This is a genomic window from Herbaspirillum sp. WGmk3 (assembly GCF_023952535.1).
Lineage (GTDB): Bacteria > Pseudomonadota > Gammaproteobacteria > Burkholderiales > Burkholderiaceae_D > Herbaspirillum > Herbaspirillum huttiense.
This window is the reverse complement of record NZ_JAKYWT010000006.1, coordinates 321,767-346,582: the sequence shown is the minus strand read 5'-3', so window position 1 is coordinate 346,582 and position 24,816 is coordinate 321,767. Positions and strand designations below refer to the sequence as shown.

The following is a 24,816-nucleotide window of genomic DNA, read 5'->3' as shown; positions in this document are numbered from 1 at the left end:
AAATATCAAATCAGGAAATTCAGATTTCCGTTGTAGGTAAAAAAAAGATCATCGCGTAGAGCAAGAGTGATATCTTCTGTGCTCCGGTTTTTTGATGAGAGATTTTTTCTTGAAAAATCTTCTTGTAAAAATCGGGCCCGATCTCGTCGGGCTGCTCGTGCCGCACATGCCCGGCATGTTGCTTACGCGATCCGCAACATGCATGTCATCGTCGAATGATAGTGTGCTGCTGCGGTTCAACACCACATCGTTACAGGAGGAGATATGGAGTGGGCTCTTCCGTCGTTCACCCTCGCACAGACGCTGCAATGGAATGCCCTGCTGGTATTCGGCGGCCTGCTGCTCTTCGGGCTGATCGCGGGCTACGTAGTTTCCAAGTCCCCATGGGTGCCTCGCATCACGGGTTATCTGCTGGTCGGTTTCCTCTTGGGTGCCGGCGGGTTCAATCTGCTTTCCGGTGAAGTCCTCAAGGTCACCAACATCTTTGCCGACATTGCCGTCGCGCTGGTGGTGTATCAGTTGGGACGCTACGTCGACATCGGCTGGCTGCGCCGCGAAAAATGGCTGATGATCACGGTGGCCGTCTCGGCCGTGCTGTGTTTCGGTTTCGTCAGCATTGCGCTCACCTGGTTCGGTACCGATTCGGTCATGGCGCTCTTGGGTGGCGTGATGGCCATTGCCACCGCACCGGCCGTGGTGCTGGTGGTGCTGCGCGACCTCAAGGCGGAAGGCCAGGTCACGCGCCGTCTGGCGGCCATGACCGCGCTCAACAACTTCGTGGCCGTGCTGGCCGCTTACGCGCTCTTGCCGGTGATCGCGCATGAGGCCGGTACGCCCGTCTGGACGCTGATCCAGCACACCCTGTATTCGCTGGTCGGCTCGGCCATCCTGGCCTATCTGACCTACTGGCTGATGATGCCGCTGGCGCGCCTGCTGGGCCGCGAGAACAGCTCGCAGTTCGTGCTGGTGATCTCGGTGATTGCACTGGCCATCGGCGTGGCGCATGCGCTGCATCTGCCGGTGATGCTGACCATGCTGATCTTCGCCATCCTCTCCAAGAATCTGGATCGCCAGTTCGATCTGATGGAGCTGGAGTTTGGTGTCGCCAACGAGTTGTTCGTGGTGATGCTCTTCGTCACCGTGGGCGCATCGATGAAGCTGTCGGACTTGAGCCTGCTGGGCTTCTCGGTGCTGATCCTGATCGCGGCGCGTTTCCTGGCGATGGGCTTGGGCGTGTTCCTGTTTGCCCGCTTTGCCCGCATGAACTGGCGCCAGGCCGGCCTGCTCACGCTGGGCACCTTGCCGATGACCGAGGTCGGCGTGGGCCTGATGCAAACCGTTTCGTCGCTGTATCCGCACACCACGGCCAATGTCTTGCCGCTGCTGGCGGGCAGCATGGTGGTCCTGGAATTCCTGGGGCCGGTGGCAACCCAGTTTGCCCTGATCAAATCTGGAGAGAGTGGACGCGAATGAATACCGAGACACTGATCCGCAACGAACACGATGCCCCCGGTACCCAGGCCCATGTGGCCGGTCCGCAGGGCAGCGCCGGCATCCTGCCGTTCGGTTCCTCCACGCCCTTCACCATGGGCATCGAGCTGGAACTGCAACTGGTCAACCGCCGCAATTACAACCTGGCCAGCGATGCGGTCGATCTGCTGAACTGGATCGAGCCGCGTGACCTGCAAAAGCAGATCAAGCTGGAAATGACGCAGGGGATGATCGAGCTGAACTCCGGCATCCACACCCGCGTGGATGAACTGATCGAGGAATTGAAGGGCTTGCGCGGCGCCTTGAACCGTGGCGCGCAATACCTCAACATCGATGTCTCCGGCGGTGGCGCGCATCCCTTCCAGCACTGGAACGAGCAGCGCATCACGCCCAGCGAGCGCTTCCATTACCTGCACGAGAAATACGGCTACCTGGCCAAGACCTTTACCGTCTTCGGCCAGCACATCCACATCGGTGTGGAGAACGGCGATGATGCACTGTATCTCACCCACGGCTTCTCGCGTTACGTGCCGCACTTCATCGCGCTGTCGGCGGCGTCGCCCTTCTACCAGGGCGCGGACACCAAGTTCGATTCCTCGCGCAGCAACGTGGTGCGGGCGTTCCCGCTGTCGGGAACGGCACCGGTGCATACCAAGTGGGCCGAGTTCGAGACGTATTACGATGAACTGCACCAGATGGGCATCATCGCCAGCATGAAGGATTTCTATTGGGATATCCGTCCCAAGCCGGAGTACGGCACCGTGGAAATCCGCGTCTGCGATACGCCGCTGACCATCGAGCATGCGGCGCACCTGGGCGCGTATGCGCAATTGCTGGCGCGCTGGATCCTCACTGAGCGGCCGTTCGTGGTCGGCGATGATTTCTATCTGCTTTACCAGTTCAACCGTTTCGAGGCCAGCCGCTTCGGGCTCAACGGCCAGCTGGCGCTGCACGGCGCGACACCTTCGCAATCGCGCAAGCTGCCCATCTATGAACACCTGCTGCAGCAATTGCAGTTGCTGGAACCCTATGTGGCCAACGAGGCCGAGCAGCAGACCATCACGCGCCTGCGCCGCATCGCGCATGATCGCTTGTCCGATGCCAGTTGGCTGCGCCAGATGTTTGCGCAGCGGGGCTCGCTCAATGACATGATGCGCTTGTCCTCGGAATTGTGGATGGGCGTGGAGCCGCCGCCGTATTTTCAGTAAACGATATAAATGATATAAATTTCTGGTTAGGATAAAGTTGCACCAAAGTTGAGGCACCTGGCATTCCGCGTGTTTGCAGAGCACGCGGGATGATGGGAGGAAGAAGGCGAAGGGCCGGTATCGCGAGATGCCGGCCCTTGGTCTTTGTGGTGGCTGGAATCTGCGTTGTTTCCTGGCTCTTGTGTTTTCGGGGCGGGATCGCGGACAATCACGGCTTTGAAGCGGCCTCGGGCTGCACCGAGATGCGTGCCGGAGGAAGCATGAGCAAGAACAATCCCAATCAATTTGATGTCGCCATCATCGGCGCCGGTGCGGCCGGCATGATGTGCGCCGCCGTGGCCGGCCAGCGCGGCCGGCGCGTGGTGCTCATCGACCATGCCGGCAAGCTGGCCGAGAAGATCCGCGTCTCCGGCGGTGGCCGCTGCAATTTCACCAATGTGGGGGCGGGGCCGCAGCACTATCTCTCGCAGAATCCGCATTTCTGCCGCAGCGCCTTGTCGCGTTATACGCCGCAGGATTTCATCGGGCTGGTCAAGCGCCATCGCATCGGTTTCCATGAGAAGCACAAGGGGCAGCTCTTCTGCGATGACTCTGCCGAAGACATCATCGCCATGCTCAAGGCCGAGTGCGAGGCGGGCAACGTCAGCTGGCGCATGCCCTGTACGGTGCAGGAGGTCGGCAAGAGCGGTGAACAGTTCCGCATCGCTACCAGTGCCGGCGAGATCCAGGCCAGCAGTCTGGTGATTGCGACCGGCGGCTTGTCCATTCCCAAGATCGGGGCCACCGATTTCGCCTATCGCATCGCGCGCCAGTTCGACCTGAAGCTGGTGGAGACGCGTCCCGGCCTGGTGCCGCTGACCTTCGACGGCAAGGCCTGGCAGTCGCTCACCGAACTGGCCGGCATCGCGCTGGAGGTGTCGGTGGAGACCGGCGAGAAGAAGGAGCGCGGACATTTCCTTGAAGACCTGCTGTTCACCCATCGCGGGCTGTCCGGGCCGGCCATCCTGCAGATTTCCAGTTTCTGGCGGCCGGGCACGCCGCTGCGGCTCAATCTCTTGCCGGAACTGGATGTGGCGCAGTTGCTGATCCACGGCAAGGGCACGCTGAAGAAGAATCTCGGCAATCTGCTGGCACAGTGGCTGCCCAACCGCCTGGCCGAAGGCTGGCTCAAGATCAATGGCTTCGATGCCAACGCGCGCATTGCCGATATGCCCGACAAGTCGCTCAAGAAGCTGGGTGACTCGCTCAATCACTGGGTGATCCTGCCCAGTGGCTCGGAAGGTTATCGCAAGGCCGAGGTCACGCTCGGCGGCGTGGATACGCGCGAGTTGTCGCAGCAGACCATGATGGCCAACAAGGTGCCGGGATTGCATTTCATCGGCGAAGCGACGGACGTGACCGGCTGGCTCGGCGGCTACAATTTCCAGTGGGCGTGGGCCTCTGGCGTGGCGGCGGGTTCCGCGGTGTGAGGCCGGCCTGGAAGGCAGGTGTTGGACTTTTTCCTTCATTTGCCCTTGACTTCAGGTGAAGGATCATCTTGACTGTGATAAGTGCCTGATTCTTATCCGTTTTTTACCACGGTGGTGGAAAAAATGCCACGTTTGGCCTTCCAATCGGGTGCCAGTCCTGCTACAATCGCTTTCTTTGCTAATCCAACCTAACCTTTCTGGTTTGAATTTACATGACCACTATTCGCGTTAAAGAGAACGAGCCGTTCGAAGTTGCAATGCGTCGCTTCAAGCGCACCATCGAGAAGACCGGTCTGCTGACCGAACTGCGCGCACGCGAGTTCTACGAAAAGCCGACCGCTGAGCGCAAGCGCAAGCTGGCTGCTGCCGTGAAGCGTCACTACAAGCGTATCCGCAGCCAACAGCTGCCGAAGAAGCTGTACTAAGAATTTCTCGCCGCGCACTCGTGCGGCCGATGTGTAAACCCGCTCCGGTGTTGGTCCGCAGCGGGTTTTCGCATTTATTCCCGATTTGTCGAGGTGTTTTCTCCGGGTGCCTGGCTGGCCTGGTTTTTCCTGTTGGCAGCCCCAAATACGAAGGAAAGCACCAATTCGGGCTGGCGATAAGCCCATCCATGTTCTACGATGCCAAGACCGGGCCTTGCCTTGTTGCTGCCCGGAATACTGGATGCGGGATGGCGCCAGATCGCAGAATACTCATCCACCTCATCTTCGGAGTACCCCATGGGTTTGAAAGAGCAGATCACGGAAGACATGAAGGCCGCCATGCGCGCCAAGGACATGGGCAAGCTGGGCACCATCCGCCTCTTGACCGCCGCGATGAAGCAGAAGGAAGTCGATGAGCGCGTCGAACTGACCGACGCCCACGTGCTGGCCATCATCGACAAGATGGTCAAGCAGCGCAAGGATTCCATCTCCCAGTTCGAAGCCGGCGGCCGCCAGGACCTGGCTGACGTTGAAAAGGCCGAACTGGCCGTGCTGGCCACCTACATGCCGGCCAGCCTGTCGGATGACGAGATCAAGGCTGAAGTCCAGGCCGCCGTGGCTGCCACCGGTGCTGCCGGTCCCCAGGACATGGGCAAGGTCATGGGCGTGTTGAAGCCCAAGCTGGCCGGACGTGCCGACATGACGGCCGTGTCCGCCCTAGTCAAGGCCGCGCTGGCTGCGTAAGCAGCCCCTTCGCCTCGTTGCCTAACGCCCCGCTGCCCAGGTGATTCCTCAGTCGTTCATCCAGGACCTGCTCAACCGCGTCGACATCGTCGACGTGGTCGGTCGTTATGTGCAACTGAAGAAGGGCGGCGCCAATTTCATGGGCCTGTGCCCCTTCCACAACGAGAAATCCCCCAGCTTCACCGTCAGCCCGACCAAGCAGTTCTATCACTGCTTCGGCTGCGGCGCGCATGGTACGGCGATCAGTTTCCTGATCGAGTATTCGGGGATGGGATTCGTGGAAGCGGTGAAGGATCTGGCCCAGAACGTGGGCATGGTGGTGCCCGAGCGCGAAGACAACATCCCCCTGGCGCAGCGCCAGGAAAAGCAGGCCAAGAGCATGGCCCTGTCGGACGTGATGACGCGTGCCAACGATTTCTATCGGCATCAGTTGCGCAGTGCCCAGCCGGCGATTGCCTATCTCAAGGGACGCGGACTGACCGGCGAAGTCGCTGCCCGCTTTGGCCTGGGCTATTCGCCGGACGAATGGGACAGCCTGCGCCAGGTCTTTCCCGACTACGAGAACGAAGTGCTGGTCGAGTCTGGCCTGGTGATCGACAAGAGCGAAGAGGGTGGTGGCCATCGCAAGCGGTATGACCGCTTCCGTGGCCGGATCATGTTCCCCATCCGCAATACCAAGGGCCAGGTGATCGGCTTTGGTGGCCGGGTGATGGACGGTGGTGAACCGAAGTACCTGAACTCGCCCGAAACGCCGCTGTTCCAGAAGGGCAGCGAGCTGTATGGCCTGTTCGAGGCGCGCCAGGCGATCCGCGAGGCGGGTTATGTGCTGGTCACCGAAGGCTACATGGATGTGGTGGCGCTGGCCCAGCTGGGTTTCCCGCAGGCTGTGGCCACATTGGGAACGGCGTGTACGCCCATCCACGTGCAAAAGCTGGTGCGCCAGACCGATGAAGTGATCTTCAGCTTCGACGGCGACAACGCCGGCCGCCGCGCCGCCCGCCGCGCGCTGGAGGCCTGCCTGCCGCATGCTTCGGACAACAAGACCATCAAGTTCCTGTTCCTGCCCAAGGAACACGACCCTGACAGTTACGTGCGCGAGATGGGCGCGCCGGCCTTTGAAGAGCAGATCCGCGAAGCCATGCCGCTGTCGCAGTTCCTGTTGAAGGAAATCATCGGCGAGAACGACTTGCGTACGCCCGAAGGCCGCGCCCATGCGCAGTTTGCCGCCAAGCCGCTGCTGCAGGCCTTGCCGGCCTCCGGTTTGCGTTTGCAGATCGTGCGCAGCGTGGCCCAGGCCACGCAGACCACGCCGGCCGAGCTGGAAGTGCTGTTTGAGCTGGAAAAGCCGGTGGCGCGCGTACGCAGCGCCCCGCCGCGCACCAAGCGCACCGCCCCGGTCGGGCTGGAGCGCCAGATCATGCGGCTGCTGGTGGCGCATCCGCAACTCTCGGCCGACCTCGATGCCGCCGCGCTGGAAGCCATCGCCCGCATCGCGCCGGATCAGGCCGAGATGCTCGCCCATTTGGTCAGTGTGGCCCAAGGCATGGGCGAACAGGCCAATTTCGCCGCGCTGGTCGAGCACCTGCGCGAGGGCGGCCCCGAGTTTGACTCGATGATCGCGGAAATCGCGGCCGAGTCGGAATCCGAATTTGATGTGGTGCGGGCCGAGATGGCCGGTGCCATCCGCCAGGCCAGGATCCGCGCGCTCGATGACGAGATGCAGATGCTGGTGGCCTCCAACCTGCGCACCGAGGAAGAGCGCAATCGCTATCGTGAGCTGATGCAGCGCAAGGAATGGCTCAAGCGCCAGACCGGCGGTGCGGTCGCAGCAGGTTGACGGGCGGCTTTCCCGTGGAAGCGGGGAGGGGCTGAAGGAAGAATCGGCAGGGAGGGTCTTGCGTGATGTTTGCGTGACCCGATCTGAAGAGTGAGCAGGATTAGGGAAGCAGAAATCGGCTTGGTGTGGAAAACGCGGTAAAGCACTGCAAATTGTCGTGTTTTACGCACCGGATCGCTGGCGGATGGCCGAATATCGCGGCTTGATCCCAGGGAAAAGAGCCCCATCTGTGCTATAATAGAGGGCTTTAGTTCCGCCGGATGGCTCTTGCATCCCCACCCTGCGGCGACATGCCTTCACCCCGGCGCATCGGGAGGAGGGACGGCAGACAGCGGTATCGCTGCCGGATTGCAAGCGGCACGACTGCCTGCTGCGCGCGATCGATGGCCCGCCGGTAAAAGGAACGTTGCGCGTGCAGCCGGAGTCTACCGGGCAACCGGTACCGGAGTTGCATCATTAGCATGACTTGATTGGCGCAATGAGTGAATTCTCAATTGGCAGTTGATTCTATGGCAAATGCAATGAAGAAACCCGCGAAAACTCCAGCAGCGTCGGCAAAGAGCAGCAAGACGGCAGCGGCGGTAAAATCGACCGCTGCGGCCAAGACCACCCAGGCGGTAGCCGCCAAATCGCCAGTCAAGGGGACGGCGAAGGCTGCTGTCACCGTAAAACCCACGGCCAAGACTGCAGCAGCAGCGACGCCGAAAAAGACGGCAGCCCAGACAACTGCCGCCAAGCCGGCCCGCGCCGCATCGCCCAAAGCGACTGCAACGCCAGCCAACAAGTTACCTCAAGCCGCCGAACAAGCGGTTTCTGTGAAAGCGACGAAGACTTCCGTGACCACCAAGAAACCCGAAACCAAGACCGCCAAGACCACCAAAGCCGCACAGGTGGAAGGCAAAGACGTCAGCGCGACTGCTGCGTCGAGCGTAAGCCAAACCACTGATGCCGCTGCCCTGGCAGCCATCGACACGTCCGGCTATGTGCTGCCGAGCGTCAAGGTGCCGGGCCGCCGTGGCCGCAAGCCCAAGGAATTCCAGCCCGAGAGCGATGAAGTTGCCGCACTGAACACCATCGAGCGTACCGAACTGAAGGCCGCCGACAAGGCCAAGGCCAAGGACCGCAAGGCCAAGGAAAAGGCCTTGCTGAAGGACGCTTTCTCTTCCGACACCGAAGCCAGCGAAGAAGAGCTGGAGCGCCGTCGCCAGAAGCTCAAGACCCTGATCAAGCTGGGCAAGGAACGTGGTTTCCTGACCTTCTCGGAAATCAACGACCACCTGCCGGAAAACATCGTCGATCCGGAAGCCATCGAAGGCATCATCGGTACCTTCAGCGACATGGGCATCTCGGTCTACGAGCACGCTCCTGATGCGGAAACCCTGCTGCTGTCGGACAACGTGGCCAACGTGGCCAGCGATGATGACGCCGAAGCCGCAGCTGAAGCTGCACTGTCGACCGTCGATTCCGATTTCGGCCGTACCACCGACCCGGTGCGCATGTACATGCGTGAAATGGGTTCGGTCGAACTGCTGACCCGCGAAGGCGAAATCGAAATCGCCAAGCGCATCGAAGACGGCCTGAAGGACATGATCCAGGCCATCTCCGCCTGCCCGACCACGATCGCCGAGATCCTGGCTGCGGCTGACCGCATCTCCAAGGATGAGATCAAGGTCGACGAAATCGTCGACGGCCTGGTCGATCCCAACGAGAGCGAACAGCAGGTCGAGGCGGCCTCTTCCGACTCCGATGAGGACGACGAGGAAGAGGAAGAAGAGGAAGAAGACGAAGAAGAAGAGGAAAACGAGAGCAGCGGCTCTGGTGCCGCCGGCTTCTCTGCCGAACAGCTGGAACAGTTGAAGCGCGACGCGCTGGGCAAGTTCGCCGTCATCGGCACCCAGTTCGAGAACATGCGCAAGGCTTTCGAGAAGGAAGGCTACAACTCCAAGCCTTACGTCAAGGCGCAGGAAATCATTTCCAACGAGCTGCTGGGCATCCGCTTCACCGCCAAGATAGTCGAGAAGCTGTGCGACACCCTGCGTGCGCAGGTGGACGAAGTGCGTACCGTGGAACGCCAGATCCTGGACGTGGCCGTCAACAAGTGCAACATGCCGCGCGCGCACTTCATCAAGGTGTTCCCGGGCAATGAAGTGAACCTGGACTGGGTGGATGGCGAAGTCGCCGCCAACCATGACTACAGCGCCGTGCTGAGCCGCAATGTGCCGGCCATCAAGGAACTGCAGCAGAAACTGATCGACCTGCAGGCGCGCGTGGTACTGCCGCTGCCGGACCTGCGTGCGATCAACAAGAAGATGGGCGCCGGCGAGAAGAAGGCGCGCATGGCCAAGCGTGAAATGACCGAGGCCAACCTGCGTCTGGTGATCTCGATCGCCAAGAAGTACACCAACCGTGGCCTGCAGTTCCTGGACCTGATCCAGGAAGGCAACATCGGTCTGATGAAGGCGGTGGACAAGTTCGAATATCGTCGCGGCTACAAGTTCTCGACCTATGCGACCTGGTGGATCCGTCAGGCCATCACCCGCTCGATCGCTGACCAGGCGCGCACCATCCGTATTCCGGTGCACATGATCGAAACGATCAACAAGATGAACCGCATCTCGCGTCAGATCCTGCAGGAAACCGGTGCCGAGCCGGATCCCGCGACCCTGGCGATCAAGATGGAAATGCCGGAAGACAAGATCCGCAAGATCATGAAGATCGCCAAGGAACCGATCTCCATGGAAACGCCGATCGGTGACGACGACGATTCTCATCTGGGCGACTTCATCGAAGACAACAACACGCTGGCGCCGGCCGATGCGGCCTTGCATGCCTCGATGCGCAACGTGGTCAAGGACATCCTGGATTCCCTGACCCCGCGCGAAGCGAAGGTGCTGCGCATGCGTTTCGGTATCGAGATGTCGACCGACCATACGCTGGAAGAAGTGGGCAAGCAGTTCGACGTGACCCGCGAGCGTATTCGTCAGATCGAAGCCAAGGCATTGCGCAAGCTGCGTCATCCTTCGCGTTCGGACAAGCTCAAGAGCTTCCTTGAAGGGAATTGATCTTAAGGGTGAGTCAGGATTGGCCGGCGAGATGTTAAAATCGCCGGCTGATTTTTTGGCCCCCTAGCTCATGCTTGGTTAGAGCAGCGGACTCATAATCCGTTGGTGCCGTGTTCGACTCACGGGGGGGCCACCATATAGAAGGGCTTACGGTAAAACGTAAGCCCTTTTTTTATTTGACTTCCGACGTTTGCCCGACCTGCGGCCGGAGTTTGAAGAACAGGCTATGACGAGCCCTAAGACCGCGTGGCTGCCTTTGGCAGGCAGTGGAAAACAGGTCAATTCGCGAGGGTCAGTCAGCTCTCGCGAGCAAATCACCATCCGTGAAGCACCCCGCTCCCGACATGATTTAACCCGCCCTCTACCTTCGCACGCGACCTCAACCTCAGCGCTGAGAATCCATCACCCTGACCTGCAACAAGTCCCGCCGATAAGCCCCAGGGCTTTTCCCTGTCCACTTGCGGAAGGCCCGGTGAAACGCACTGGCTTCAGTAAAGCCAAGATGCACAGCAATGGCAGCCACGCTCAATTCATTTTCTGCGAGCAATGTCTGGGCGATGCCGCTGCGTATCTCGTCCTTGAGCGATGCATAACTTTGTCCTTCTTCGCGCAGGCGACGTCGCAGGGTCGCAGGCGAGACGCCGAGGCGCTCTGCAATGGCATCGAAGTCTGCCCAGTCGCTGGGGGAGGATTGCTTCAGATGGGCTCGCAGCTTGGTGACCCAACCGGTATCGTGACGGTAACGCACCAGCAGGTTGGCGGGGACATCGCGCAGGAAGGGCTTCAAGGCGATGTCCGAGCGGATCACCGGAAGGTCGAGATAGACGGCGTCGAAGCTCAGGGCGCAGCGCGCTTTGTTGAAGTTGACGGGCACCCCGAAGAATTCCAGGTAATCAGGCCGCCCTTCCGGAATCGAGCAAGAAAAGTCGATGCACTGCAAAGGAATGCGCCGGCCGACCAGCCAGCAGGCCAGTCCCAGCACCAGTAGCAAAAATGTGCGATAGGCAAAGGCAGGATAGGGCGATCTGTTCTTGATCAGGATGATGTGGGCCTTGCCGCCATCAATCTGCAATTCTCCATACGGCTCATCAAGCACGATGCGCAGAAAATGCAACGCGCGCCGCAAGGCCTGCCCAAGCGACTGTGCATGCAGCACGGCATGGCACAGCAAGGTGAAGCTTCCGTGGCGCATCGGCCGCGCAGAAAGGCCGAAGAATTCATCGTCCGTAGTCCGCGCAATCGCCAGCCACAATGCCCCATATTGCTCTGCAGTGACAGGCCCCGCCTGCGTCATGTCCAGTCCCGCCTCCTTTAGCAGCGGGGCAGTCTCGTATCCCTGCCTGACCAGGCAGCGCAAGGCGTCTTCAACAAACGAGAACTGGATGGAAGGCGTCTCGCTGACCTTTTTCAACATGGTAAATCCGATCAAGGAATCAGCAGGTATTTGTCATTGCTTGCAATGTTCTGCCCGCCTAGTATCTATTGCCATACACATCGAAGTCATAGTGTAAGCGCAAAAATACAAAGTGGAGACGACACCATGCCTGACCCTACCCCCGAGCCGCGCAAGCCGGACTATGCAGACGCCTATGCGGCATTTCGCATCGAAGCGCTGCGAGAGCAGTTCCAAGGAGATTTCGAGACGGGCATCAACGCCTGTGTCGAATGCTGTGATCGTCATGTCGACGGGGACAAGATCGCCCTGGATTTTGTGTCCGCACAAGGCGAGCATCGCCAGTACAGTTTTGCCCAGTTGCGTTCGATGGCAGCGCGGGTGGCCAATCTGCTCAGGCAGCAAGGGATACAGCCGGGCCAGATCGTGGCCGGCATGCTGCCGCGCACGCCGGAACTGTTGGCCACCGTGCTCGGCACGCTGCGCGCCGGTGCGGTCTATCAACCTCTGTTTACGGCCTTCGGACCCAAGGCCATAGAACATCGGCTGGCACTGAGCGGTGCCAGCCTGATCGTCACCAGTACGGCCAACCGGGCCAAGCTGGATGAGGTCGCCAATTGTCCGCAAGTCTGCACGATCAGGGAGAGCAGCGAGCCCGTGCGCGCGGGTGATCTCGATTTCCGTGCGGCCGTGGACGCCCAGTCCGACGACTTTGCCCCCGTCATGCGAACCGGCAGCGACCTGATGCTCATGATGTCCACCTCGGGCACCACGGGCGCTGCCAAGGGGGTACCGGTGCCGCTGTCTGCCCTGCCGGCGTTCGCGCTCTACATGCGCCAGGCAGTGGGCTTGTTGCCGGAGGACAGATTCTGGAATATGGCCGATCCGGGTTGGGCCTATGGCCTCTATTACGCCATCATCGGTCCCTTGGCCCTCGGTCAGGGCATTACCTTCAATGAGGCCGCATTCACCGTCCAGGGAACCTACGAGATCATCCGCCGCCTGGGCATCACCAGCCTGGCCGGCGCCCCCACCGCCTATCGCATGATGATGGCCGCCGGCGAGGAAGCGGCAGCCAGCGTCAAGGGCCAGCTACGCACCGTCAGCAGTGCCGGCGAACCATTGAATGCCGAGGTGGTGCGCTGGTTCGCCAGCGCTCTGGATGTCCCCATCCATGACCATTACGGGCAGACAGAGCTGGGAATGGTGGTCAACAACCATCACGCCTTGCAGCACGAGGTCGTGCCCGGGTCGGCCGGTTTTGCCATGCCAGGGTATCGCGTGGTGGTGCTTGACGAGAATCTGCAGGAGCTCGGTGCGAACCAGCCAGGCGAACTGGCCATCGATATTGCGCGCTCGCCCCTGTTCTGGTTTTCCGGTTACTGGAAGCAGGAAACCCCGGCTATTGCCGGCGGCTATTACGCCACCGGCGACAACGTCGAGCTGGAGAAAAACGGCAGCATCAGCTTCATTGGTCGCTCCGACGACGTGATTACCTCAGCCGGTTACCGGATCGGGCCATTCGATGTCGAAAGCGCGCTGCTGGAGCATCCTGCGGTGGCCGATGTGGCCGTCATCGGCTTGCCCGACCCGGAGCGCACCGAGATCGTCAAGGCCTTCGTGGTCCTGTCGGACAAGTTCAAGGCCCATGACAAATTGGCGGAGGAGTTGGCACAACACGTCAAACGGCGACTCTCCGCCCATGCCTATCCGCGTGCCATCGAGTTTCTCGAGGCGCTGCCCAAGACGCCCAGCGGCAAGCTGCAGCGCTTCATGCTGCGCCAGATGGAAGCGGATCGGCGGACTGACCATTCCTGAAACGTGATGATCGAGTTTGATGCAATCAAGAATAATCGAGGATAACCATGGCCATTAAACAAGGTGTCTATGTCGTCACCGGCGCAGCTTCCGGACTGGGTGCGGCGACCGCCGAGCAGCTCATCAAGGCCGGTGCGAAGGTGGTGCTGGCGGACGTCAACCCGGTGGCCGGTGAAAAGATGCAGGCCACACTCGGTGCCAATGCCCGATTCGTGTTGACGGACGTCACCAGTGAGTCCAGTGCGCAAGAGGTCTTTGCGGTCGCCGCCACCATGGGCCCGGTGGTCGGCCTGGTCAACTGCGCCGGCATTGCACCGGGGGAAAAACTGCTGGGCAAGAGCGGCGTGCATCGATTGGACAGCTTCATGCGCGCGCTGAACATCAACCTGGTCGGCTCGTTCAACATGGCACGGCTGGCGGCACAGCACATCAGCGGCGGCCAGGCTGACGCAGAGGGCGAGCGTGGCGTCATCATCAATACGGCCTCGATTGCCGCCTTCGACGGACAGATGGGGCAGGTGGCCTATGCCGCCTCCAAGGGCGGGGTGGTATCGATGACCTTGCCGATGGCACGCGAGCTGGCGCGTCATGGCATCCGGGTCATGACGATTGCGCCCGGCATCATCGAGACGCCCATGATGCTGGGGATGCCGGAAGAGGTGCTGGAATCCTTGAGCCGCAACGTACCTTTTCCACCTCGCCTCGGAAAACCTTCCGAATTCGCCGGCCTGGTCATGTACATCCTGGAAAACCGCTACCTGAACGGCGAGGTCATCCGGATGGATGGTGCGCTTCGCATGAGCGCCAAGTAGCGGCACCAGGCCCGATACGTCAGCAAGCGAGAGAAAGACAGATGAATGAAAAAGCAAAAGGAACCAGCATGTCCGCAGACCCGGTGGTGATCGTGTCGGCTGCCCGTACGGTGATGGGCAGTTTCCAAGGCGCGCTGGCGGATCTGCCGGCCCCGCAACTGGGGGCAGTGGCGATGTCGGCTGCCCTGCAACGTGCCCGCCTCTCCGCGCAGCAGATTGCGCAGATCGAACAGGTATGGATGGGCTGTGTGCTGCAGGCAGGCCTGGGACAGTCCCCCGCACGCCAGGCCGCCTTGCGCGCCGGCTTACCGCAGTCGGTAGCCTGTGCCACCTTGAACAAGGTGTGCGGCTCGGCCATGCAAGCGGTCATGCTGGCGCATGACAGCATACTGGCCGGTTCCGCGTCGATGGTGGTGGCAGGCGGCATGGAGTCGATGTCCAATGCGCCCTATCTGCTGCCCAAGGCGAGGCGGGGTTACCGTCTGGGACACGACAGGGTGCTGGATCACATGTTCCTCGATGGACTGGAAGACGCGTATTCGGACCAGCATCGCGGCCGGCTCATGGGAAGCTTCGCCGAGGATTGCGCCAGTGAGTTCGGTTTCACTCGCGACCAGCAGGACGCCTACGCGGTCCAGTCCACCTTGCGCGCGCGCGAGGCGATCAGCAACGGCGGCTTCGACTGGGAAGTGGTTCCCGTCGATGTGACGGGCAAAAAGGGCAGCCTCGTGATCCGTCACGATGAGGGACCGATGGCGGTGAACATGGAGCGCATCGCTACCCTCAAGCCAGCCTTCCGTAGCGATGGCACCGTCACTGCGGCCAATTCCTCTTCCATCTCGGACGGCGCGGCGGCCCTGGTACTGATGCGCGAATCGCAGGCAGTGAAGCAGGGCTTGACGCCCCTGGCCAGGATACTGGGTCATGCCTCGTATGCCGGCGCGCCCGAGAAATTCCCCACCGCGCCAATCGGCGTGCTGCGCAAGATCTTCGCCAAGACCGGGTTGGATGCCGCCAGCACCGACCTGTTTGAAATCAACGAGGCGTTTGCGGTGGTGCCCATGGCGGCCAGCCGGGAACTGGACATCGACATGGAGAAGATCAATGTCCATGGCGGGGCCTGTGCATTGGGACATCCTATCGGTGCTTCCGGTGCGCGCATCATTGTGAGCTTGTTGGGGGCACTCAAGGCACGCGGCCTCAAGACCGGGATCGCAAGCCTGTGTATCGGCGGCGGCGAAGCGACGGCCATCGCCCTGGCACTGGCGTGACGGTCGCACGCCGTTTAAACGGAGAAAGAGATGGAGATGTTGCTGAGCCCTGAGCACGAGATGATTCGCGACGCCATGCGTCAGTTTGCACAAGAACGCCTGTTACCTTTTGCCGCAGACTGGGACAGAAATCATACCTTTCCCGCCGAGGCCCTGAAGGAACTGGCCGAGTTGGGCGCCATGGGTATGTGCGTGCCGGAGCAGTGGGGCGGCGCCGGAATGGATTACATGAGCCTGGTGCTGGCGCTGGAAGAGATTGCCGCAGGCGACGGGGCGACTTCAACCATCGTCTCGGTCCAGAATTCCCTGGCCTGTGGCATTACCGAGAAGTACGGGAGCCCGGCCCAGAAAGAGCAGTGGCTCAAGCCGTTGGCACGCGGCGAGATGTTGGGCTGCTTCTGCCTGACGGAGCCGCACACCGGATCGGACGCGGCAGCCATCAAGACCAAGGCCGAGCGAGACGGTGACGATTTCATCCTCAACGGGACCAAGCAATTCATCACCAGCGGCAAGCACGCCGGGGTGGCCATCGTATTTGCCGTCACCGACAGGTCAGCAGGCAAGAAGGGCATCTCCTGCTTCCTGGTGCCGTGCGATACCCCAGGTTTCGTGGTCGGACGCAGCGAAGAAAAGATGGGACAGCATGCTTCCGATACGGTGCAGATCATGCTCGACAACTGCCGTGTTCCCGTCGCAGCCTTGCTCGGCAAGGAAGGGGATGGATATCGCATCGCCTTGTCCAATCTCGAAGCTGGCAGGATCGGCATTGCCGCGCAGAGCGTGGGCATGGCGCGCGCCGCCTTCGAGGCCGCCGTCAGCTATGCCCGGCAGCGGGAATCGTTCGGAGTCCCCATCATCGAGCACCAGGCCGTCAATTTCCGCCTGGCCGACATGAACACCTTGCTGGACGCCGCCAGGCTCATGGTGTGGCGCGCCGCCCAGTTGAAGGATCAGGGACGACCTTGCCTCAAGGAGGCGTCGATGGCCAAGATGTTTGCTTCCGAGGCCGCCGAGAAAATTGCCTCCGATGCGATCCAGATCCATGGGGGCGTCGGCTATACCAGCGACTTTCCGGTCGAGCGCATTTACCGTGACGTGCGCATCTGCCAGATCTATGAAGGGGCCAATGATATCCAGCGCCTGGTCATCGGTCGAGCCATCACCAGCGATCAAGCGCATTCGTGAAACGTGACGTAGGTCGAACGAAAGAATAAAGGCTGCCAATCGGCAGCCTTTATTCTTTGTTCTTTATGGAGCAGGGACCTAGTGCGACAACAGGCTCTGCGGGGTACAGCCAAAAGCGGCCCGGAATACCCGGCTGAAGTGGGACAGATCGGAGAACCCGGCGTCCAGCGCCGCCGTGGTGACATTGCCGGCATTGCCTTCGGTGAGGGCGCGATAACTGGCTTGCAGTCGCACCCGGCGCAGCACGTCCATGGGAGTCTGGTTGTGCTGGGCAAAGGCGCGTGTCAGCGTTCGTTCAGAGACGTGGTGAGCGGCGGCTAGGACGTGGAGGTTGAGTTGCGGGTCGGTATAGTTCTCGCGCAGATAGGCGAGAACACGTTTGTAGAGATCATTCTTTTCTGCCGCAGTTGCCCTGGAACCGGGCGCGGCCAGGCTCAAGGCGAGCACGTCCAGCAAGGCAGCGCTGTAGCGCACCGCCGACTCGGCGTCGTTGAATTCGCAAGTGCCTGCTTCTTCCAGCATCGAGCGCAGCGCCATCACACCGGGCCGGCGGGCATCGATCAACTGCGCGGTCAGGTGTTCGGCTTCGGGACAGCGGCTCAACAATGACTTGCGGGGCAAGCGGGTCAGATAGATCTTCTCGGGACCCAGTGCGAACTCGAAAGGCCGAGCGCCGTCGTACAAGGCCATGTCACCCGATTGCAGACGGGTCTGGCGACCGTCCTGCGCCAGATAGGCTTCGCCGCAGACCATGAAGGCAAGCCACAGGTCATCGTCGGGATTTGAGCGAATATGGTGCGCATCACGTCGCCAATGGTGCAGGGGCGAGCTCATGATGGCCATATCGAGCATCCCGATGGAACTCACTGACATGGCGCCGTCGAAGACTGGCGCGCCCAACAGCTTGCTGTCGGCCTGAAGGCAATGGCGACAAACGACATCATTCCAATACTCGAAGCGCCGTGGCGCTTCGACGATCTCAGTGGTGTATTGAGCCTTCATAAGGGGCACTCCTGATGTATCGAGTCGATGCAGATATGCTGGCTGATGACCGGCCTGGCGAATGGGCTTGGCTGGCTGGTTTCGTGCAGCGTTGTGGCTGCTGGAGGACCGATCCCCGGTAGCAAAGTATCCGCCAGATGAACGCGCAAGGGCAATAGAATTTCATGCATCGCTGCCAATGGCGCTACATATTTTGTGCAAAATTTATGCCTGCCTTCGGATATCTGGACAAGCTGCGCTGAAGGAGGAATTTGATTGATGGATTGCGTGCAGTTCACGACCCTCGATTGCCCGGAAAACGGCCAGGGGAAAGCGTTTTCAGCGCAGCGCAGCAAATGCTGGCTGGTGAGGCGGCGTCGTTCCAGGCAGGGCCCAGGATGTTGCTCAGGGCGAAAAAAAACCACTGGGTGGATTGCCCAGTGGTCTTGCCGATGACCTGTCGGGTGACTGGCTCGGGCGTTTCTGCTCAGGAAGTCTTGGCGTCGCGCAACATGCCGGTTTGCGGATGGCAGTTGATGTATTCCAGCCATTGCGTAGCACCATCGGAAACTGATACCTCGTGATAAAGCCTGAGTTTTTTCAAACCGGTGACGACCTTGAAGAAGGTGGTGAAGATGCGCAGGTGGGTGGGATGTGATTCGGCCCAGCGTTCCAGCAGATCCAGCGAGCGCCAGTGGCCGATGTCGTAGGCAATGTCGAGCAGATTGCCCTCCAGGTCCACATTGCGCACGAAGCGGTTGCTGTAGCAGCCGATCTCCTTTCCCTGATCCCGCAGGAAGTCCATGCCATCCTGCAGAGGTGGCAGCATCTCGTTGAAATAGAGCGCGCGCTCCTCCAGGTCGGCATCGACCCAATCCTGTCCGGAGCGGATCAGGGCGATGTTGTCATGCCCCTTGAGCCGCACCCGGCCGCCTTTGGCGGGCTCGCCGTAGATCACTTCCAGCTGACCTGAAGGGCGCATCCGGTCCACTTGTGAAGCGGGAATACGGTCACGCATCGACCCCCAGTATCCGTGCTCTTCTATGTCGTCGCTGATGCGGTCCATGACAGCGCCCACCCCTGGCAGCTCTTCCTTGAAGGCATACAGGGTCTCGAACTGCTCGGCGCGTGGCGAGAAGACTTCCTTGAAGTAGCCGACGCCATCGGCGAGCCGGGCATCGCTGTCCCACCATCCGGCGACGTCGGGGGAGCGCATCCAGCGGCAATAGCGGCCCGCATCACGCCAGTAGCCGACGACGATGAAGTTGCCATAGCCCTGGTTGTCGAGGTGATAGCTCATGTCATGGTTGCCTGGGCCATCGGGCAGAGCGAAGCTGGAGACGATGTGGCGCATGGCCTGCAGCGCGTCTGCCCGCTTTTCTTCCTTGAACTGGATGCCCAGGTAGGCCATCGTTACCTGCGTCAGGTTTTCGTCAGCGCGGCCGACCCACATCGGGAAGGGCGGCTGGTAATCGTCGCCCACCCGGCGTGAGAGCGTGCGAGGACATTTGAGATGCTGGTCGATTGCGGATTCCATGCGGGATCTCCTTCTGGGAAAAATATCAATGCAAAGTGGTACTGGCGCGCTCGTCGAACGCGGCAGCACCGTATAGCTGTGCCCAGGCGTCCGGACCGGCTTCGATTTCGGTGGTGGTAAGCAGGCAGGCGTCGAGCTCCTCGGTCAGCAAGTCCCAATCGATACCTTGGCCAATGAAGACCAGTTCCTGTCGGCAGTCGCCCGCCAGTGCGTCCCACTTTTCCTGGATGCCTTGCCGGCGATAGCTGTCCTGCGGCCATTGGGTCTGCTCGATGAAACGCCACCAGCGGCCCACAAAGCCCCACTGAAACTGGCCGCCAGTCTGGACCAGCATGGCAATGTCGGAATATCTGCTGGCCATCCACAGATAGCCTTTGCAGCGCAGCAGGCGGCCATTGCGCCAAGGACGTCCGAGCCAATCCAGCAGCCGGCCGGGATGAAAGGGCAGTCGTGCGCGATAGACGCTGGAAGAGATGCCGTAGGTGTCGGCCTCCGAAGGTGGGTGGGCGCCATCCATGGTCTGCATCCATCCTGGCATGCGGGCCAGGCTGGGCAGATCGAACAGTCTGGTGTCGAGTACCTGATCCAGATCGACCTTGCCGTGCGCCATCGGCAGAATCCGTGCAGTCGGATTGAGCTTCTGCAGCACTGCCTTGAGCGCGGCGAAGGCGCTGGCGTCGATCAGGTCGATGCGGCTGACCAGGATCACGTTGGCATACTCGACTTGCTCGATGAGCAGGTCGGAAAGCGGGCGCGTGCTGGCGCCATCGGCCTGGGCAATGGTGACGTGGTCAGCCAATTGCTGTTGGAACGTTTCGCCGTTGACCACCGTGACCAGCGTGTCCAGTCGCGCCAGCTCGCTCAGGCTGAAACCATCGCTGTCGAGAAATGCAAAGGTTTCCGCCACCGGAATGGGCTCGGAAATGCCGGTCGATTCGATCAGCAGATAATCGAAACGGCCCGACCTTGCCAATGCGCTGACCTGCTCCAGTAAATCAGCGCGCAAGGTGCAGCAGATGCAGCCATTGCTCATCTCCACCAGCTCATCATTGCCGCGGTAGAGTTCGGTATTGCGCCTTACATCGTCGCCATCCATGTTGACTTCGCTCATGTCATTGACGATGACCGCCACTTTCATCCCCGCCCGGTTGCGCAGGATATGGTTGAGCAAGGTGGTCTTGCCAGATCCGAGAAATCCCGATAACACCGTCACCGGGATCCTCTGCGCCTGAGCATTCAGCAATACCTCGGGCGCGGGTTCGTTCATGCGCGTCCACCTTGTTGCGCTACTTTGTCCAGATAGCCTTCGAACAGGTCGACCACCACGAAGCCGTCGTCGCAGGCATCGCCCCACACATCGCGGTTGCTGAACTGGACGTGATAGGTCGGCTGCATCACGGCGCTCTTGTCGCCGTGGCCGATGGTGTCAGGGAAGGGCCATTGTTCGGTGGTACGGTGCAGCACCACGCCCTCTTTGCCGCGTACATAGCCTGGGCAGCGGATGTGGCCAGTGACACGCTCGTCGCGTACCAGGACGCGGTCGCCCACTTCGAAGGGCGGGCGGCCGGTGATGGCGGGGCGGCCCTGGGATTGTGCGGGGCGGGCCAGCTGGAAGTGGGAACCCAGCGCCTCGTCGAGCTCCTGCTGGGTGAGCACGCCTAGCTCCACCAGCAGCGATGCGGTGGCGATCACATAGCGCTCGTAGTACTGGGTGTTGGCCTGCTGGCGGAATTCGATGCGTTCCACCGCGTGACGCACTTCGTCCACGCTGTAGAGCTTCATGTGATCGGCACCCAGGAACATCAGGGTATAGGCCAGGTGTTCCCAGTCCTGCTTGAAGACCTTCTTGTAATCGAGGCTGTTGATGGTATGCGGAATCCGGCCGAAGCCCTGAACACCGCCGAGGTCGTGAAAGCCATCCATGTTTGAATCTCCAGTGATTGAATATGAAATAAAAGCCAAGCTGCGGTGGAGCAGACCGGCGCTCAACCCACCTTTGGCAGGGCCACGCCGATGAGCACGTCCTTTGTGATGAGCTTGCTGAGCGCCTCTTCGCTCCATCCTTCGGTGCCGGCCGGACGCATCGGCAGCACCAGGTAACGGGTCTCGGCGCTGGTGTCCCAGACTTTCACCGTCATGTCCTTAGGCAGTTCGGTGCCGAGTTCGGCGAGCACCGTGCGTCCCTCGCGCACCAGGCGGGCGCGGAATTCGAAGCCCTTGTACCACTCCGGCGGCAGGCCCAGTACTGGCCAGTTGGTGCAGGAGCAGAGGCTGCAGACGATGACGTTCTTGAGTGTGGGCGTGTCTTCCAGCGCCACGATGTATTCGCCCTGCGGGCCGGTATAGCCGAACTCTTCGCAGGCGGCCGTGCCGTCACGCAGCAGCAGTTCGCGGTATTGCGGATCGCTCCAGGCCTTGGCCACCACGCGGGCACCGTTGGCCGGGGAGAATTTGTTGGCCAGCAGATCGGTCAGGCCTTCGATATAGCCTTCCGGAATCAGCTTTTTGTCGTTGAGAACCTTGAAGAGCGCCCACGCCCGTTCACCCGGGGTGGAAGTTTGTGCGGAAGAGGATGGATTGCTCATGATTTTTTGACTCCTGGCTTGAAAATGCGGGGTGGTAAAAAATGCCGCTAAGAACTTCACGAAAGAAACATCAGTGCTGCTGCCAATCCATGCTGGCCTCGAAGGCTGCCGCTGCCTGATAGAGCGTGGCTTCGGCGTAGTGTTTGCCGACCACCATCAATCCCACGGGCAAGCCATCGACCGTGCCACAGGGAATGGACATGGCCGGGTGACCTGTGATGTCCAGCGGTGCGGTATTGCCAATCATCTCGAAGGCGCGCGCGACGTACTCGGCCAGGGGGCAGCCTGCGGCCGGCAATGGCTGCGCGATGATGGGGACGGTGGGCATGACCAGCAGATCGAAATCGGCCAGCGCCTTGTCGTAGCCGACGCGCGCACGGCGGGCGATGTTCTGGGCCTTGGCGTAGAAGCGGCCCTGATACCGGGTCAGCCCGTATTGGCCGACGAACATGCACAGCTTGAGCGTGGCCGACAGATCGTCGGCATGTTCACGCCAATGGGCGTGGTGCTGCAGCAGGCCAAGGTCGTAGAGCCCCTTCCAGTTGAAGCCCATGCCGTTGCCATGCATCATCTGCATGGTCAGGCCTTCGCAGCCGATGGGCTGCCAGAGCGCACCGGCGAGCACATGTTCCTCGACCGATACGGGGGCTACGGATGCCCCCAGTTTTTCCAGTTGGGCAATCGCATCCTGCACCTTATCTGCCACCCGCTGATCCATATTGCCCAGGGCAAAACCTTCGGTGAGGATGCCGATCTTCAGGCCACGCACGCCCCGGTCAAGCGCTGCAGTATAAGGCTGCACCTGAGGCGCGTATTGACGTGGATCGAGGCCGTCGGCGCCGGCGATGACTTCCAGCATCAGCGCGTTGTCGCGCACGTTGGCGGTGATCGGCCCCACATGATCGACCGTCGCTTCAATGGGCATGACGCCGGTATAAGGAACCAGGCCATGCGTGGCCTTCATGCCATAAGTGCCGCAGAAGGCCGAGGGAATGCGGATCGAGCCGCCCTGGTCGCCACCGATGGCCATCTCCGCTTCGCCTGCCGCCACCAGCGCCGCACTGCCCGACGAGGAGCCGCCCGAACCATAGCCGTGGCGGCGGGGATTGTGAACCGGAGCCGGGTCGGAGGTATGGCTGCCGCCCGACAGGCAGAAATGCTCGCAGGTGGCCTTGCCAAGAATGGTGGCGCCGGCATCGAGCAGGCGGGTCACGATGGTAGCGTCGTAGCTCGGCACGAAACCTTCCAGTGTGGAAGAGCCGTTCATCATCGGCACGCCTGCCAGGGCCACATTGTCTTTGAGCACCACGGTGCGGCCCGCCAACTTGCCCTGGGGGGCACCCTTGACGGTGCTTTTGCACGCCCAGGCATTGAGGGGATTGTCCTTGGTTGCCGGCCGGGCGGCAGCCGCGCGCGGATACTTGACGGCGGGAATTTCATCGGGCAAGCCATCGATGACATCGTAGGCATCGAAGCTTGCCTGCATCAAGTCCAGGTATTGACTGGCCTGCTCCGTGGTGAGCTGGATGTGCAGGGAACTGGCGAGCTCCTTGAGTTGCTCTGGGGTGGGTCGGACGATAGGCATGAAATTCGCGCTCCTGTATTTCGAATGCCCCGTGATGGGGCATTGCACTGCAATGGGAAGGTCAGCAGCGGCGGTCAGCAAGCTCGTCGCGGCCACCGTGCATCGCTATCATTGGCGAGCATTACTGTCGATGCTTGTCCGTGCAGGTCATTCGTTTGTCATTTGCGGACAAGCCAGCCAGTGTCGTGAGGAAAAATGGGAAATCGTTTACGTATTTCCGTCTTTGCGTTCTGCACACCAGGAGAGGCACGACAGGCATGCAATCCACGTCAAGGCGGGCGTGGAAAGTATCAGTTTTCAGAATGTCTTGTTATGGCAAGTACCTTGGCCTGATTTGACGAGTCAGGCGGGCCTTGCCTCTTTATCTTTTCATCACCGTCGGATCGGTGCAGGCATGTGACGACGCCTGTTCGGAACACGGCGATTCCATCCATATGAAAAGAGAGGACAAGATGAACATGCACTTGAAAGCAGGACGCCGTTTCGCCTCGTTGCGAACGGTCTTATTCTCCATTGCCGTTGCCCTGGCGATGGGCGTGATGGCCGACGCTTGCGCCATCGATGTCGATCCGGCAGATTATGTGCCGGCCCCTGCGGGGACCACCGCCGGTCTGCTGTATCAGCAGCATGCCGAACGCGACGCCAGCTACAGCGGTGGTACCCGCAGTGCTGGCAATCCTTTGCTGACCACTGATGTGACCATCCTGCGCCTGGTGCATTACATGAACATCGGCGGCTATACGGTGGGTCCCCAGGTGCTGCTGCCCTTCGCCAGTCTGCGCAGTGGTCGCGACATCAAGGCGCTGGGCAGTGAGAACGCCCTGGGTGACCTGATCCTGGCCGCGCCTGTGTGGCTGGTCAACGATCCTTCCAAATCGACCTTCTTTGCGGTGGCCCCGTATCTCTACCTGCCCACTGGATCGTATTCCGACAGTCGCGCGCTCAACGTTGGCGAGAACCGATGGAAGTTCGACCTGCAAGCGGGTCTGGTTCAGCGGATATCCGGTCCCTTGTATCTCGACCTGACCGGGGATGTGATGGTCTATGGCAAGAACAACGATTATGGAAGCGGTCGCGGCAGTATGCGCCAAGCACCGCTTTATCAATTGCAGTCCTATCTGCGCTACCAGTTTTCTGCCACCACCAACGCCACTGCGGGGCTGTCGCGGACCTGGGGCGGAGAAACCAGCGTCAATGGCGTGGACAGCCACGACCAACCCAATCAGTTGAAGATTTCCTTCGGTGGCAGCACCTTCGTGGCGGCCAAGACGCAGATCATGGGCAGTATCGGTCGCGACTTGTCGGTCGACAATGGGTTTAAAGAAAACTTCCGTCTGAACCTGCGACTGCTGCAGATTTTCTGATTGAGCGGGGATCCATCGTTGTGCATGCTTGATCGCTCCGATGGTTCGC

General features: G+C 60.7%; 21 protein-coding genes and 1 tRNA gene. 14 read left to right on the top strand and 8 right to left on the bottom strand.

Going from position 1 to position 24,816, the window contains the following annotated elements:
• Positions 1-264 precede the first annotated feature (264 nt).
• The 6 genes from MKD49_RS22760 to dnaG all read left to right on the top strand — a co-directional run bounded on the left by MKD49_RS22760 (position 265) and on the right by dnaG (position 7,174).
• The gene (locus MKD49_RS22760; protein WP_034331088.1) at positions 265-1,473 is read left to right on the top strand and encodes a cation:proton antiporter; all 1,209 of its coding nucleotides are present in this window, start codon (positions 265-267) and stop codon (positions 1,471-1,473) included.
• Positions 1,470-2,699: a YbdK family carboxylate-amine ligase gene (locus MKD49_RS22755; protein ID WP_227022641.1), complete on the top strand. Its 1,230-nt coding sequence runs from the start codon at positions 1,470-1,472 to the stop codon at positions 2,697-2,699. Before MKD49_RS22760 ends, MKD49_RS22755 begins: the two co-directional genes overlap by 4 nt.
• A 260-nt stretch (positions 2,700-2,959) precedes the next feature.
• Positions 2,960-4,168 carry an NAD(P)/FAD-dependent oxidoreductase gene (locus tag MKD49_RS22750; protein WP_252697447.1) on the top strand — a complete coding sequence of 403 codons (1,209 nt, stop codon included), beginning with the start codon at positions 2,960-2,962 and terminating at the stop codon, positions 4,166-4,168.
• Between the two features lie 212 nt (positions 4,169-4,380).
• Positions 4,381-4,593 carry a 30S ribosomal protein S21 gene (rpsU, locus tag MKD49_RS22745; protein WP_006462949.1) on the top strand — a complete coding sequence of 71 codons (213 nt, stop codon included), beginning with the start codon at positions 4,381-4,383 and terminating at the stop codon, positions 4,591-4,593.
• A 297-nt stretch (positions 4,594-4,890) separates the two neighbouring features.
• Positions 4,891-5,337, top strand: coding sequence for a GatB/YqeY domain-containing protein (locus MKD49_RS22740; RefSeq protein WP_121044756.1), 447 nt, complete (start codon positions 4,891-4,893; stop codon positions 5,335-5,337).
• A 40-nt stretch (positions 5,338-5,377) separates the two neighbouring features.
• Positions 5,378-7,174, top strand: coding sequence for a DNA primase (gene dnaG, locus MKD49_RS22735; RefSeq protein ID WP_134135372.1), 1,797 nt, complete (start codon positions 5,378-5,380; stop codon positions 7,172-7,174).
• Between the two features lie 490 nt (positions 7,175-7,664).
• Here dnaG and MKD49_RS26610 read toward each other — a convergent pair whose 3' ends face one another.
• Positions 7,665-7,958: a hypothetical protein gene (locus MKD49_RS26610; RefSeq protein WP_227022640.1), complete on the bottom strand. Its 294-nt coding sequence runs from the start codon at positions 7,956-7,958 to the stop codon at positions 7,665-7,667.
• Positions 7,959-8,010: 52 nt separating this feature from the next.
• Between MKD49_RS26610 and rpoD the strand changes: the two genes are divergently transcribed.
• Together rpoD and MKD49_RS22720 are read left to right on the top strand one after the other, a co-directional pair.
• Entirely contained in the window at positions 8,011-10,236 is a 2,226-nt protein-coding gene (gene rpoD / locus MKD49_RS22725) for an RNA polymerase sigma factor RpoD (RefSeq protein ID WP_008325811.1), read from the top strand.
• 57 nt (positions 10,237-10,293) lie between these two features.
• Positions 10,294-10,372, top strand: a tRNA-Ile gene (locus MKD49_RS22720).
• A gap of 249 nt (positions 10,373-10,621) precedes the next feature.
• On the opposite strand, the gene MKD49_RS22715 is transcribed toward MKD49_RS22720, so the two are convergent.
• On the bottom strand, positions 10,622-11,650 hold the full coding sequence (locus MKD49_RS22715; RefSeq protein ID WP_252697446.1) for an AraC family transcriptional regulator: 1,029 nt from the start codon (positions 11,648-11,650) through the stop codon (positions 10,622-10,624).
• Between the two features lie 126 nt (positions 11,651-11,776).
• Here MKD49_RS22715 and MKD49_RS22710 point away from each other — a divergent pair, with 126 nt between their 5' ends.
• The 4 genes from MKD49_RS22710 to MKD49_RS22695 all read left to right on the top strand — a co-directional run bounded on the left by MKD49_RS22710 (position 11,777) and on the right by MKD49_RS22695 (position 16,715).
• A complete protein-coding gene (locus tag MKD49_RS22710; protein ID WP_252697445.1) occupies positions 11,777-13,447 on the top strand; it encodes an AMP-binding protein in 1,671 nt (556 codons plus the stop codon).
• 47 nt (positions 13,448-13,494) lie between these two features.
• On the top strand, positions 13,495-14,259 hold the full coding sequence (locus tag MKD49_RS22705) for an SDR family NAD(P)-dependent oxidoreductase (protein WP_209567954.1): 765 nt from the start codon (positions 13,495-13,497) through the stop codon (positions 14,257-14,259).
• Between the two features lie 68 nt (positions 14,260-14,327).
• A complete protein-coding gene (locus MKD49_RS22700; RefSeq protein ID WP_252697444.1) occupies positions 14,328-15,530 on the top strand; it encodes an acetyl-CoA C-acyltransferase in 1,203 nt (400 codons plus the stop codon).
• Between the two features lie 36 nt (positions 15,531-15,566).
• Positions 15,567-16,715 carry an acyl-CoA dehydrogenase gene (locus tag MKD49_RS22695; RefSeq protein WP_209567950.1) on the top strand — a complete coding sequence of 383 codons (1,149 nt, stop codon included), beginning with the start codon at positions 15,567-15,569 and terminating at the stop codon, positions 16,713-16,715.
• Between the two features lie 78 nt (positions 16,716-16,793).
• On the opposite strand, the gene MKD49_RS22690 is transcribed toward MKD49_RS22695, so the two are convergent.
• From MKD49_RS22690 to MKD49_RS22665, 6 genes are all read right to left on the bottom strand, one after another.
• Positions 16,794-17,717 carry a helix-turn-helix domain-containing protein gene (locus tag MKD49_RS22690; RefSeq protein WP_252697443.1) on the bottom strand — a complete coding sequence of 308 codons (924 nt, stop codon included), beginning with the start codon at positions 17,715-17,717 and terminating at the stop codon, positions 16,794-16,796.
• 466 nt (positions 17,718-18,183) lie between these two features.
• A complete protein-coding gene (locus MKD49_RS22685) occupies positions 18,184-19,233 on the bottom strand; it encodes a phenylacetaldoxime dehydratase family protein (protein ID WP_209567947.1) in 1,050 nt (349 codons plus the stop codon).
• A gap of 25 nt (positions 19,234-19,258) precedes the next feature.
• Positions 19,259-20,500 (bottom strand): GTP-binding protein, encoded by a 1,242-nt coding sequence (locus tag MKD49_RS22680; RefSeq protein ID WP_209567944.1) that lies wholly within the window; start codon positions 20,498-20,500, stop codon positions 19,259-19,261.
• On the bottom strand, positions 20,497-21,156 hold the full coding sequence (gene nthB / locus MKD49_RS22675; protein ID WP_252697442.1) for a nitrile hydratase subunit beta: 660 nt from the start codon (positions 21,154-21,156) through the stop codon (positions 20,497-20,499). The genes MKD49_RS22680 and nthB overlap by 4 nt, the downstream gene beginning before the upstream one ends.
• 62 nt (positions 21,157-21,218) lie before the next feature.
• Complete coding sequence (nthA, locus tag MKD49_RS22670; RefSeq protein WP_252697441.1) at positions 21,219-21,818, bottom strand: nitrile hydratase subunit alpha; 600 nt, start codon at positions 21,816-21,818, stop codon at positions 21,219-21,221.
• 70 nt (positions 21,819-21,888) lie between these two features.
• Positions 21,889-23,403, bottom strand: a complete 1,515-nt coding sequence (locus MKD49_RS22665; RefSeq protein ID WP_209567938.1) for an amidase — start codon at positions 23,401-23,403, stop codon at positions 21,889-21,891.
• Between MKD49_RS22665 and MKD49_RS22660 the strand changes: the two genes are divergently transcribed.
• Complete coding sequence (locus MKD49_RS22660) at positions 23,402-23,803, top strand: hypothetical protein (protein WP_209567936.1); 402 nt, start codon at positions 23,402-23,404, stop codon at positions 23,801-23,803. The two genes, MKD49_RS22665 and MKD49_RS22660, sit on opposite strands and share 2 nt — an antisense overlap.
• 58 nt (positions 23,804-23,861) lie before the next feature.
• Positions 23,862-24,767: a transporter gene (locus MKD49_RS22655; RefSeq protein WP_245202094.1), complete on the top strand. Its 906-nt coding sequence runs from the start codon at positions 23,862-23,864 to the stop codon at positions 24,765-24,767.
• Positions 24,768-24,816 lie beyond the last annotated feature (49 nt).